Source organism: Rossellomorea sp. H136 (assembly GCF_056838065.1).
Map to the genome: position 1 here is coordinate 320,691 of NZ_CM166371.1, position 13,794 is coordinate 334,484.

Sequence of the window (13,794 nt, forward strand, 5' to 3'; positions counted from 1 at the left end):
TTATGCAAATAAATAAACTAAGAGGCAAGGAGCTAGATCAGTTATTCAACGCCGTTCTATCTCTACAAGATCTTGAAGAGTGTTATCGTTTCTTCGATGACCTTTGCACAATCAATGAAATTCAATCTCTTGCTCAGCGCCTTGAAGTAGCACGTATGCTGCAGGATGGGAAAACATATCATAAGATTGAAACAGAAACTGGTGCAAGCACCGCAACCATTTCACGTGTGAAGCGTTGCTTAAACTACGGAAATGATGCCTACGAATTAGTGTTGGATCGTGTGCATCAGGAAGAAAAATAATAGAAGGGACCGCTATCGTCATGATGAGCGGTCTTTGTTTTTTGTGTGGGGATTTCATTGGCTTGCCCCCTCGACTCATACAAACTTTAACAATAGACGAGGTGATGCGGCTCCTTCTTACAAATGATATAATACGTAAGATGGATGTATGAATGGAGGAACAAAGCATGTATGATGTCCAAAAGTGGAGCCATGTATTTAAACTAGATCCGAATAAGACAATCGATGATGGAGATTTAGAAGCTGTATGTGAATCAGGGACTGATGCCATTATTGTAGGGGGAACGGACGGTGTAACCCTTGAAAAGGTTCTTGATTTGATGGCACGGGTGAGACGATATACTGTTCCTTGTATTCTGGAGGTATCTAATTTAGAGTCGATTACTCCGGGCTTCGATTTATATTTCATTCCGATGGTGATGAACAGCTCGAACATGAATTGGGTGACAGGATTGCATCACCAGGCTGTAAAGGAATATGGGGAAATCATGAATTGGGATGAAATCCTTGTAGAAGGATATTGTATATTAAACAAAAACTGTAAGGCGGCACAGGTTACGGAGGCCGATACAGATATTTCAAGTGAAGACGCGGCAGCATATGCCATGATGGCAGAAAGAATGTTCAACCTGCCAATCTTTTACCTGGAGTACAGTGGTACATATGGGAATGTTGAAACAGTGAAAGAGGTAAGAGATTCACTGGAAAACACAACATTATTCTACGGTGGCGGCATTAAAACCGTCCAGCAGGCGAAGGAAATGGCTGCAGTGTCAGATGTTGTCGTAGTAGGAAATGCTGTATATGACAATTTGAAAGAAGCGTTAAAAACAGTAAAAGCAGTGAAGGGATAAGGATTAAACTGGAGGTCCGTCCCTAAGTAGGATATAATGGAATACAAATATAGAACGTACGTTCGTTATGGTGGTGTGAGAGTATGCAATTTTTGACTGATCGATTGTTGAATGGAATGAATCCTGAGCAGGCAGAAGCTGTGAAGGCGACTGAAGGGCCGTTACTGATCATGGCAGGGGCAGGCTCCGGTAAGACAAGAGTATTGACGCATCGAATTGCGTATCTGATGGTGGAAAAAGGAGTCAATCCTTATAACATTTTAGCGATTACCTTTACAAATAAAGCAGCGAGAGAGATGAAGGATCGTATTCATAACATACTTGGAGGGGCTTCTGAGAACATCTGGATCTCAACCTTCCACAGCATGTGTGTGCGAATCCTGCGACGTGATATTGATCGCATAGGGATGAACCGGAATTTTACGATCCTTGATTCTACCGATCAGCAGTCGGTGATTAAAGCGATTTTAAAAGAAAAAAATATTGATCCGAAAAAGTTTGATCCCCGTTCGCTTTTGGGATCCATCAGCTCTGCGAAGAATGAACTGACGACTCCCGAAGAATTATCGAAACAGGTAGGGGGATATTACGATCAAGTTGTCTCTGATGTGTACACAGAATATCAGAAGCGTTTACGTAAGAATCAAGCGTTGGATTTTGATGATCTCATCATGACGACGATTCAACTGTTTCAGCGTGTACCAGAAGTCCTGGAATTCTATCAAAGAAAGTTCCAATACATCCATGTGGATGAGTATCAGGATACGAACAGAGCTCAATATATGCTTGTAAAATTGTTGGCTTCCCGCTTTCAGAACTTGTGTGTAGTCGGGGATTCCGATCAATCGATATATCGCTGGCGCGGGGCGGACATTGCCAATATCCTTTCCTTTGAAAAGGATTATCCAAGAGCAACCGTTATTTTCCTTGAACAAAACTATCGTTCAACGAAGAGGATCCTGCAAGCGGCGAATGAAGTAATCCAGAAGAACTCGAATCGTAAACCGAAAAATCTTTGGACCGAAAATCATGACGGTGAAAAGATTTCGTATTTCAGAGCGGATACCGAGCAGACCGAAGCTCAATTTGTGACTGGTAAAATCAAAGAGATGACGGAAAGCGGTAAGAGGAAATATTCCGATTTCGCCATCCTTTATCGAACAAACGCCCAGTCCCGTGTGATGGAGGAAGTGCTTTTAAAATCGAATATTGAATACTCCATCGTCGGTGGCATCAAGTTCTATGACCGTAAAGAGATCAAGGACATTTTGGCTTACCTGAGACTCATCTCCAACCCGGATGATGACATCAGCCTTATACGTGTCATTAACGTTCCGAAGCGGGGCGTAGGAGCAACCTCTATAGATAAAATTGCCCGTTATGCACAGGATCACGATATCTCCATGTTCAGAGCGTTAGAAGAAGCAGATTTTATCGGCCTAAGTCCGAAAATCACGAAAGCCGTCATTGAATTCAAAGAAATGGTGAAAGGCTATACGGCCATGCAGGAATATTTGTCCGTAACCGAGCTCGTAGAAGAAATACTGGAGAAATCCGGTTACATCGATATGTTAAAAGCAGAAAAATCGATTGAGTCTCAAAGTCGCTTGGAGAACTTGGACGAGTTCCTGTCTGTAACGAAAAGCTTCGAGCAAACAAACGATGACAAGAGTCTTGTTGCATTTTTAACGGATCTGGCACTAGTGGCGGATATCGATAAGCTTGATGATGATGATCAGCCAAAAGACTCGGTCATTCTGATGACCCTTCATGCTGCAAAAGGTCTTGAGTTCCCTATCGTATTTCTGATGGGGATGGAGGAAGGGGTTTTCCCACACAGTCGTTCCCTCATGGAAGAAGATGAGATGGAAGAAGAACGCCGTCTGGCTTATGTGGGGATCACCCGTGCAGAAGAACAGCTCTATTTAACAAATGCTCAAATGAGAACACTCTTCGGGCAGACGAAAATGAACCCTGTGTCCCGATTCATTAATGAAATTCCAGCTGAACTGTTGGATGACGTGATGGCAGAGAAGAAGAGTGCCTTCACACCTTTCGGGAAATCAGCGGCGAAAGCACCAACGCGTCCTGCCCCGCGTAAGCCTGTTTCACGACCGGTTCAAACGACAACCGGTGGTGAGTCTGTTGCATGGCAAGTAGGAGACAAAGCCCAGCATAAGAAATGGGGTACAGGGACGGTTGTTAGTGTGAAAGGATCCGGAGACAGCGTAGAGCTCGACATTGCGTTCCCGAGTCCGATGGGAATCAAGCGTCTTCTTGCCAAATTCGCTCCTATAGAAAAAGCGTAACAATCTAAAGTCGGGAGGGAAGTTCACTCCCGGCTTAAACTCAATCATTCTGAACACTTTAGCAAGAAAGGGTTGTGGAAATGGATCGACAATCAGCCGGAAAACGAATAAACGAACTACATGAATTGTTAAATCAGTATAACTATGAATATCATGTTCTTGATAAACCATCTGTTCCTGATTCTGAGTATGATCAGCTGTTGAGAGAACTCATCGAACTGGAAGATCAATTTCCTGATTTGAAAACAGCCGATTCACCTTCTCAGCGTGTAGGAGGAGCGATATTGGACGCCTTTGAAAAAGTGGAACATCGGACACCGATGCTCAGCTTGGGGAATGCCTTCAATGAAGAGGATTTGAGAGACTTTGATCGTCGTGTCCGTCAAGCCGTTGGAGATGACTTTTCCTATGTATGTGAGCTGAAAATTGATGGGTTGGCTGTTTCTCTTCGCTATGAAGACGGTGTCTTTGCTCAAGGGGCCACAAGGGGGGACGGATCGATAGGAGAAGATATTACATCGAACCTTAAGACCATCCGTTCCATTCCTTTGAAGATTTCTGAAAAGATTTCCTTTGAAGTTCGTGGAGAAGCCTTTATGCCTAAAGGTTCCTTCGAAGCGTTAAATAAAATCAAAGAGGAAAAAGGGGAAGAGCCTTTTGCCAACCCCCGCAATGCAGCGGCAGGTTCCCTCCGTCAGCTCGATCCTAAAATCGCAGCATCACGAAATCTTGATCTCTTCTTATATGCATTAGCGGATATTGGAGATACAGGGGTCGACTCTCACAGTGAAGGGTTAGATAAATTAGAAAGTCTCGGATTTAAAACGAATCCTGAACGGAAGCAATGTGCGACAATTGAAGAAGTCATTGATTTTGTCGGCAAATGGACCGATAAACGTCCGAATCTGTCATATGACATTGACGGGATCGTGATTAAAGTCAATTCACTGGAGCAGCAGAAACAACTCGGAACGACAGCAAAAAGTCCACGCTGGGCGATTGCATTCAAGTTCCCTGCTGAAGAAGTGGTAACTATATTAAGAGAGATTGAACTGAGTGTTGGCCGTACCGGCGTTGTGACACCTACGGCGATACTTGCGCCTGTACGTGTCGCTGGTACAACCGTTCAACGCGCGTCCCTTCATAATGAAGATCTTATTAGAGAAAAAGATATTAAAATCGGCGATCATGTCGTCATTAAAAAAGCCGGTGATATCATCCCTGAAGTGGTCAACGTATTAGAAGACAAGAGGACGGGTGACGAACAGGAATTTCATATGCCCACTCATTGTCCTGAATGCGAAAGTGACCTGGTCAGACTTGAAGGGGAAGTCGCCCTTCGCTGTATCAACCCTAAATGCCCTGCACAGATTCGGGAAGGTCTGATTCACTTTGTGTCCCGAAATGCCATGAACATCGATGGTCTGGGGGAAAAAGTGATTAGCCAGTTATTCAGGGAGAAGTTGATAGAAGATGTGGCAGACTTATACCGATTAGAGCGTGAGCAGCTACTTCAACTGGAGCGCATGGGTGAAAAATCCGCAGATAACCTATTGGATGCCATTCAAGCATCAAAAAACAATTCCCTGGAAAAATTGCTCTTTGGACTTGGAATCCGTCATGTTGGAGCAAAAGCAGCGAAAACATTGGCTCAAGAGTTCGGATCGATGGATAAGTTAATGAACTTGGGCAAAGAAGAGCTAACCAATGTAAACGAAATCGGCGATAAAATGGCTGATGCCATTGTGGCCTATTTTGAAAATGATGAAGTAAAAGAACTGATCCAGGAACTGAAGGATGCAGGTGTAAATCTTGAGTACAAAGGACCGAAGCCGGTAGCTGCAAGTGAAGTCGACTCTTATTTTGCAGGGAAAACCATTGTATTAACCGGAAAAATTGAACGATTAAGCAGAAATGAGGCAAAAGAAAAAATAGAAATGCTCGGTGGAAAAGTTACAGGCAGTGTCAGTAAGAAAACCGATCTTGTCATCGCCGGGGAAGAAGCAGGATCAAAGCTTACCAAAGCCAATGAGTTGAACATCGAAGTATGGGATGAGGACAAGCTGATGGAAGAACTTAACCGATAAGAGGTGTAACAAGTAATGAAAAAAGGGATTTCGGTCGCTCTCTCCGCACTATTGTTACTAGGGGGCTGTGCTCCGACATTTGAAAAGCAGGATCAGGTCGTTCAGGAAAATCAAGATAGCGAAGCAAAAAAAGCGATCATTCCAAGCTTCCAGATATCCAAGGAATACTATAAGACGATGCTTCCGTATGAAACGAGTAAAACCCGTGGAGTCGTCGTCAATGATTTAGGATCAAGATACGATATCAATGAAATCGAAACGGGCTTGCTGAGGGTAGCCCAAAATCGTTTCTCAACGGATGAATATTTTTTCAAAGAGGGCCAATTCCTCACAAAGAAAACAGTTGATAGCTGGCTTCAAAGAAAATATACAAGTGAACAGCTGAAAGAAAAAGGACTTCAAGAATCTGAGAATGTGGGGCTTAACCCTGTCCAGACACAAGATGAGAACGCACCCATTTACTTAGCCCATGTGATTGAACATAATTACTTAATGAAAAAAGAAGATAACAAGGTTCATCTGGGTGGAGTAGCAATCGCGCTATCGTTGAATTCTGTTCAGTACGAAACCAATCTCTCATCTGGAACAAGAACAGTAAAAAACATTAGCAATGAAGTCTTAAAGGAACAAGGAGCGAGAATTGCCGACGAAGTCCTCAATCGTCTTCGTCAGAAAAAAGAACTTCAAAACGTTCCGATCACGATCTCACTTTATAAACAAGCTCCAAAAGAACAGGTCGTCCCTGGTCATTTCTTCGCCTACACAACCGTTGAAGCAAACGAAAGCAATATCCAAAACTGGGAAGGAATTAATGAAGAATTTTACTTATTCCCTTCTCCGGAAGCCCAGGAAAATCATCCAAACGATTACAAAGTATTTAACGAACTGAAAACGGATATCGAAAAATACTTTCCTGTTTACACGGGTCTGACGGGACAAGCACTTTACCAAAACCAGAAACTGTCCAATATGAAATTCGAGGTAGCCCTGTCCTTCCAAGGAAAAGCTGAAACCATCGGATTTGCCCAGCATCTTTCCGGCATGATCAGCAAGCAGACGCCGGACACCTGGGACGTGGAACTCCTCGTGTCATCGTCCTATGGACCAGAAGCTCTGATCGTGAAGAAGCCTGGCAGTAAAGAAACGTATTTGCACATTTATGAATAGAAGAGGAGAAGGACTAATCTTATAGGTTAGTTCTTTTTTTATTGAGGAATAGGACTGTAGAGGTGTCCCGGAAATTAGTCGAATCCTGTGAACGGGCGATATCCTGAATGTTCGGTTTATAAAATGAAAATTAGGTTGATAAAATTTTTTAAAGGTTAATAAATTTGACCTCCCATCATCATGTAATTCAAGATATTTTCAAAAAATGAAACCGGACGTGACGGATATACGTAATCCATATGTAGATAAAAAATAAGGGAAGGGGGGAAAGAATGATGGAAATCATCGCACTTATTATAGCTGGAGGGGCCTTCTCAATCGTTATGATCCTTCTTGAACAAAACAAAAAATTAGAAAAGAGAGTGAAGAAATTAGAGAACAAAATGTAATTGGTAAAAAGCTTGGGGGATCTCAGGCTTTTTGTTTAGTTATTACAGAGAAATGCATAATCTGCATCCGCGACAATTAACTGGTTTCAAGAAGCCATTCAGGAAATTTTCTATTCCCCACCGCTCTCTTCATGTATATGAACGTATCATTAGTTGCAAAATAAAGGTGCTAACGTTAGTGAAAAACTGTAATAGCAACAGATTTGTGAACAAAAAGAAACTTAATTTTATAAATTTTTATGAATAGATATTGCTAAAAAAGCGTTTTTTTTATAATATATGCACTTTTTATGAATATTTATTCATATGAGTAAAAGAATTCGGAAAATTCAGTCTCTTAAGAGTGTGAATGTATGTTAGTATTAATAACGTTGTGAACTTGTTACGGAACGTCGCTTCGCAGAATAAACTTTTTCAAACATTATTGAGTGAATAAGTTTACAACCCGTATGCATGGGGTAAAGAACTGTTGGACTTGCAAATCGAAAGGTCTTTTGGCACGGTTCTAAAGTTAGATTAAGCACCTAACGAAAAGCAATACAAAATTTATTGGAAGGAGAATGCTAACTACACAATGGATATAGCTACTTTAGTCACCTTTATCGTATATTTAGTTGGAATGCTCGCAATCGGTATTATTTCTTACAAATTAACAAGCAATTTATCGGATTACGTTCTTGGAGGACGTAGTTTAGGACCGGGGGTAGCAGCATTAAGTGCTGGTGCTTCAGATATGAGTTCCTGGTTGTTACTGGGACTGCCCGGCCTTGCTTATGCAATTGGCTTAGGTTCGATCTGGTTAAGTATTGGGTTAATAATTGGTGCTTATTTAAACTGGAGATTCGTCGCTTCAAGACTACGCGCTTACACGGAGGTAGCAAACGATTCTATAACGGTTCCGGACTTCTTTGAAAATCGTTTTAGAGATGGTTCCCGTCTCCTTCGTGTCATTTCAGCAGTGATCATCTTGGTATTCTTTACCTTCTACACATCTTCAGGTCTTGTAGGCGGAGCGCTATTATTCCAGGAAACGTTCGGAATGTCTTACAATCAATCACTTTGGATTGGTGCTGCAGTAATCATTTCTTACACATTCCTTGGAGGATTCTTAGCAGTAAGTTGGACTGACTTCGTACAAGGTATTCTAATGTTCCTTGCGTTAGTCATTACACCAATCGTTGCGATCGCAGAGTTGGGTGGATGGAATGCTACAGTTGATGCTGTTCGTTCTGTAGACCCGGCGAATCTGGACACAATGAATACGATGACGGTTATGGGAGTTGTCTCACTCCTTGCCTGGGGACTTGGTTACTTCGGTCAGCCGCATATCATCACCCGTTTTATGGCACTTAAATCCACCAAAGATGTACCAAAGGCACGCTGGATTGGTATGAGCTGGATGACAATATCAATGATTGGTGCTGTACTGGTCGGTTTCTCCGGTATCGCCTATTTCGCTGATATGCCGTTGATCACAGGTGATGTTGATAATTCTGAGAAAGTATTTATCTTCTTTACAGATGTCTTATTTAACCCATGGGTATCCGGTATTCTGTTAGCGGCGATTCTATCTGCTATCATGAGTACAATTGATTCCCAATTACTCGTTTCTTCCAGTGCATTAGCGGAGGATTTCTATAAAGCGATCATCCGTAAGAATGCTTCTGACAACGAACTTGTATGGGTAGGTCGTATCGGAGTGCTTCTAATCGCATTCATCGCGATCATGCTTGCCATTCAAGGTAATCCTGCCAATGGCGGCGGTACGAAGATTCTAGATCTGGTAAGTTACGCTTGGGGTGGATTCGGTGCAGCATTCGGACCAATCATCCTATTGTCTCTATATTGGAAAGGTATGACACGAAACGGTGCTTTAGCTGGTATGATCACTGGTGCTGTAACAGTCGTCGTTTGGAAACAGCTGACTGCAGCTGGAGTTATTCCATTCGAACTGTATGAAATTGTTCCAGGATTCTTCCTTGCTATGCTGGCAATCGTAATCTTCAGTAAGGTTGGACCACAACCAAGTGCTGAAATCCAAGCTGAATTCGATGAAGCTGTTGCCAAAGACATCGTAAAATAATTACAATATCGATAAGAGGTCCGTCCCTCGTCACTTAAAAGTGGCTGAGGGACGGACCTCTTTTTTTGTCGTGCTTAATCTTTCTTTTATTATTAGAGGGAAATTTGTGATACATGTCCTCCTTGAGAGTGTTGCGAAATTTGTCGAAAGAAAATTAACAGAAAGTTGTTCCAAATTAAAATACTCTGTTATATAATACAAACATGATAAATATTCTGTATTATAACAATATAGATTTGTTTAATACTAAGGAGTGATGGTGTTCAATGTCTACAAAAATGGTTGGTATCAAGGTAAATGGGAAACTTCAACCAGGCTTTGATGAAATTTTATCCCAGAAAGCATTGCAGTTTTTAGAACAACTGGAGCGCCGATTCGGAGAAAAACGGAAAGAGCTGTTACACAACAGAGAGAAACAGCAGGAACGGATCAATGGAGGAGAGCTTCCTCGCTTCTTACCTGAAACAGAGTCGATTCGACAAAGTGAATGGAAAGTGAGTTCTATTCCTCAAGCCTTACAGGATAGAAGGGTAGAGATCACGGGACCGGTTGACCGGAAAATGGTCATCAACGCATTGAACTCTGGTGCAAAATGTTTTATGGCATGTTTTGAAGATGCCACTTCACCTACATGGACGAACCTCATAGAAGGACAGATTAACCTCAGAGATGCAGTACATCAAACAATAGACTTCACGAATCCAAATGGGAAGCGTTATGAATTAAACAAAGAACATGCCGTTTTAATTGTTCGGCCCAGAGGATTACATCTGGAAGAGAAACATATCGAACTGGATGGGAAATCAATATCAGCAAGCCTTGTCGACTTTGGATTATTCTTTTTTCATAATGCGACTCATTTGACCTCAATGAACAAAGGCCCTTATTTTTACTTACCTAAATTAGAAAGTCACGAGGAAGCACGCTTCTGGAACGATGTGTTTATATTTGCCCAGGAATATATCGGGATTCCTCAAGGAACAATCAAAGCAACGGTCCTGATTGAAACCATCACTGCCGCATTTGAAATGGATGAAATCCTCTATGAACTAAAGGAGCATTCAGCAGGGTTGAACTGTGGAAGATGGGACTATATTTTCAGCTATATTAAAAAACTTCGGGAGCAAAAAGATGTGATCCTGCCAGACCGTTCAACGGTGACGATGACAGCACCATTTATGAGATCTTACTCTTTGCTCACGATTAAGACCTGTCACAGAAGAGGGGCTCCTGCAATCGGAGGGATGGCGGCACAGATCCCTGTTAAAAACGATCCTGTTAAAAACGAAGAAGCATATAACAAGGTGAGAGCAGATAAAGAAAGAGAAGCTCGGGATGGTCATGATGGCACCTGGGTAGCTCATCCCGGGCTTGTACGCGTTGCCATGGACGTTTTCAATCAGGAAATGAAAAATGATAATCAAATTGCAGAGAAAACATTAGATGATCTTGAAGTGTCAGAGCAGGAGCTTCTTGAAGTACCTCATGGGAGGATAACAGAAGAAGGTCTCCGCCTAAATATTAACGTCGGAATTCAATATATATCTTCCTGGCTGAGCGGCCAAGGAGCAGCACCGATCCACAACTTAATGGAAGACGTGGCAACGGCTGAAATTTCCCGGGCTCAGCTATGGCAATGGATCCGTCATCCTAAAGGAGTTCTTGACGATGGCCGAAACATCACCATCGATCTCTATGAACAACTGAAGCAAGAAGAACTGACTAAACTCAAAAGCCAATTGGGAGAAGAACAGTACAAAAATCGCCGGTTCTCAGAAGCCGTCCAACTATTCGACCAACTCATCCAGAACGAACAATTCACAGACTTCCTCACCATCCCGGGCTACAGAATCCTCTAGAGGGACGGACCTGCAAAAAGCATCAACAAAGCAAAAAAAGGTTGAATACACAAGCCTGAATACTTTAATGAATTACCGCTGCATCGAGTAGAGGGACGGACCTCATAAACGATTGCATGCCGGATAAATATAACTTCACCCAAGTACTTGCTTAATGCTTAGAATCAAAGCCAAATAACAAACAAAAGGGAGAGATTTTCAATGGTAAAAGCAAATAACGAACGCGTAACAGCACTACAAGAGAATTGGGAAATGGATCAAAGATGGAAAGGGGTATCCCGTCCTTATTCAGCTGAAGATGTCATCCGTTTAAGAGGATCAATAGATATCGAGCATACTCTTGCGCGACACGGATCTGAAAAATTGTGGAATCTGCTTCACGAAGAAGACTATATCAATGCACTTGGTGCCTTGACTGGAAACCAGGCGGTCCAACAAGTTAGAGCCGGTCTGAAAGCTATCTACTTAAGCGGATGGCAGGTAGCGGCCGATGCTAACCTTGCCGGGCAAATGTATCCTGATCAAAGCTTGTATCCTGCGAACTCTGTACCATCCGTGGTAAAGAGAATCAATCAAGCCCTGCAGCGTGCAGACCAGGTTCATTATGTTGAAGGTGATGAATCGATCGATTGGTTTGTCCCGATTGTAGCCGATGCAGAAGCTGGCTTTGGAGGACAGCTTAATGTATTCGAACTCATGAAGGGTATGATCGAAGCGGGGGCTTCAGCTGTCCACTTTGAAGATCAACTTTCATCTGAGAAAAAATGCGGACATTTAGGAGGTAAAGTATTACTGCCGACCCAAACGTCCGTGAAGAATTTAATTTCAGCACGTCTGGCGGCAGATGTAATGGGGGTACCTACATTAATCGTAGCCCGTACAGATGCGAATGCCGCAGATTTAATCACGAGCGATGTGGATCCATACGATGCACAGTTCATTACAGGGGAACGCACTCCTGAAGGGTTCTTCCGTACAAGAGCCGGTCTGGATCAGGCGATTGCAAGAGGCTTGGCTTATGCTCCTTATGCAGATCTTGTGTGGTGTGAAACATCGGAACCGAGTCTTGAAGAAGCTCGCCAATTTGCTGAGGCGATTCATGCTGAGCATCCAGGGAAATTATTGGCGTATAACTGCTCACCATCCTTTAACTGGAAGAAGAAATTGGACGATGAAACGATCGCTAAGTTCCAAAAGGAGCTTGGGAAAATGGGCTATAAGTTCCAGTTCGTAACGCTAGCAGGATTCCACGCACTGAACCATAGCATGTTCGAGCTTGCGAGAGGATATAAAGAGCGCGGAATGGCTGCGTATTCCAAGCTTCAAGAAGCGGAATTTTCCAGCGAGAAATATGGCTATTCAGCTACGAGACATCAGCGCGAGGTAGGAACAGGCTACTTTGATGAAGTATCGATGGTGATCTCAGGTGGAACATCCTCTACAACAGCCCTTAAAGGTTCGACAGAGGCTGCTCAATTCTAAAAAATTCAATTGCATAAAAACATAAAGGAAGGTCCGTCCCTCGGGGGTTGCAATACCCCTAGGGACGGACCTTTCTTTAGGCGATCCGCAATGTAGTACTATCGATGCAAATTTGTGAATAGTTTAACTTTATAGAATAAATTTATAAATATACTATTGATTTTATTAATATACATACATATAATTAGAGCTAATTTAAATTTAATCTGTGTGGTGATTAGTTATGAATGTTGGTATTGTTGGTAGTACTGGTTATGGTGGAGTGGAGTTGCATCGATTGTTGGCAAACCATCCAAGTGTAGTTAATTGTATTTTATATTCATCCTCGTTGGAAGGGACACCTTATGCAAATCAATATCCACACCTCTTTAACCTGTCACATGAAGTAGTGAATGCTATTAATATCGAGGAAATGAAGCAGCTTGATTTCGTTTTTTTGGCTGTTCCTTCCGGTGTATCGAAGGAATTATCCCAGAAGCTCCTCGGTGAAAAGGCGAAAGTGATCGATCTTTCAGGGGACTTACGTTTGAAGAATCCTCAAGAATACAAAAAGTGGTACAAAGGAGAGTCAGCATCTACAGATATTTTACAGAAAGCGGTGTATGGTCTCACAGAATGCAATCGACAATCCATTCAAGAAGCGGAACTGATTGCGAACCCAGGCTGCTTTCCCACAGCCACACTTCTAGGATTGGCTCCGCTTTTCCACCATGAGCTTGTCGATCCCCATTCCATCATTATCGATGCCAAAACGGGATTATCGGGAGCCGGGAGAAAAGCAACTCAATCCAGTCACTTTTCAGAGACTCAAGAAAATCTACGAATCTATAAGGTTCATCAACACCAGCACACCCCTGAAATTGAACAGCAACTGAAGAAGTGGAACAGCGAAACGGGACCGATTACCTTTACGACTCATCTTATTCCTATGACCCGTGGGATTATGGCTACAATGTATACGGAATTAAAAAGCACATACACCACTGCGCAGTTGCACAACATCTACCAGGACTATTACGAGAAGCATCCTTTCATCAGGATTCGTCCTGTTGGCCAGTTCCCAAGTACAAAAGAAGTGTTCGGCACGAATTTTTGCGATATCGCGATAAAAGTAGATTCGCGGACGAATCGGGTCACGATTGTGTCCGTGATCGATAACTTGCTAAAAGGAGCTGCCGGCCAGGCGGTTCAAAATATGAATGTAATGCTGGGGTTGGAAGAAACGACAGGACTCTATCACTATCCAATCTATCCATAAGAGG

The 13,794-nt window shown here is 42.6% G+C and carries 9 protein-coding genes; all 9 read left to right on the forward strand.

Annotation, left to right across the window (positions count from 1 at the left end; genetic code table 11):
* Positions 1 to 2: 2 nt before the first annotated feature.
* The 9 genes from ACYH0O_RS01740 (at position 3) to argC (ending at position 13,790) form a co-directional block, all read left to right on the forward strand.
* Positions 3 to 302, forward strand: a complete 300-nt coding sequence (locus tag ACYH0O_RS01740) for a YerC/YecD family TrpR-related protein (protein WP_113968493.1) — start codon at positions 3 to 5, stop codon at positions 300 to 302.
* A gap of 167 nt (positions 303 to 469) precedes the next feature.
* A complete protein-coding gene (pcrB, locus tag ACYH0O_RS01745) occupies positions 470 to 1,156 on the forward strand; it encodes a heptaprenylglyceryl phosphate synthase (protein WP_482630880.1) in 687 nt (228 codons plus the stop codon).
* An 83-nt stretch (positions 1,157 to 1,239) separates the two neighbouring features.
* Entirely contained in the window at positions 1,240 to 3,465 is a 2,226-nt protein-coding gene (gene pcrA, locus ACYH0O_RS01750) for a DNA helicase PcrA (protein WP_482630881.1), read from the forward strand.
* Between the two features lie 80 nt (positions 3,466 to 3,545).
* On the forward strand, positions 3,546 to 5,552 hold the full coding sequence (ligA, locus tag ACYH0O_RS01755) for an NAD-dependent DNA ligase LigA (RefSeq protein WP_482630882.1): 2,007 nt from the start codon (positions 3,546 to 3,548) through the stop codon (positions 5,550 to 5,552).
* A gap of 15 nt (positions 5,553 to 5,567) precedes the next feature.
* Entirely contained in the window at positions 5,568 to 6,719 is a 1,152-nt protein-coding gene (locus tag ACYH0O_RS01760) for a CamS family sex pheromone protein (protein ID WP_482630883.1), read from the forward strand.
* A 963-nt stretch (positions 6,720 to 7,682) separates the two neighbouring features.
* Positions 7,683 to 9,191 (forward strand): sodium/proline symporter PutP, encoded by a 1,509-nt coding sequence (gene putP, locus ACYH0O_RS01765; protein ID WP_426891091.1) that lies wholly within the window; start codon positions 7,683 to 7,685, stop codon positions 9,189 to 9,191.
* 266 nt (positions 9,192 to 9,457) lie between these two features.
* The gene (aceB, locus tag ACYH0O_RS01770) at positions 9,458 to 11,050 is read left to right on the forward strand and encodes a malate synthase A (protein ID WP_482630884.1); all 1,593 of its coding nucleotides are present in this window, start codon (positions 9,458 to 9,460) and stop codon (positions 11,048 to 11,050) included.
* A gap of 201 nt (positions 11,051 to 11,251) precedes the next feature.
* The gene (gene aceA, locus ACYH0O_RS01775; protein ID WP_482630885.1) at positions 11,252 to 12,532 is read left to right on the forward strand and encodes an isocitrate lyase; all 1,281 of its coding nucleotides are present in this window, start codon (positions 11,252 to 11,254) and stop codon (positions 12,530 to 12,532) included.
* 223 nt (positions 12,533 to 12,755) lie between these two features.
* Positions 12,756 to 13,790: an N-acetyl-gamma-glutamyl-phosphate reductase gene (gene argC, locus ACYH0O_RS01780; protein ID WP_482630886.1), complete on the forward strand. Its 1,035-nt coding sequence runs from the start codon at positions 12,756 to 12,758 to the stop codon at positions 13,788 to 13,790.
* The last annotated feature ends 4 nt before the right edge of the window (positions 13,791 to 13,794 follow it).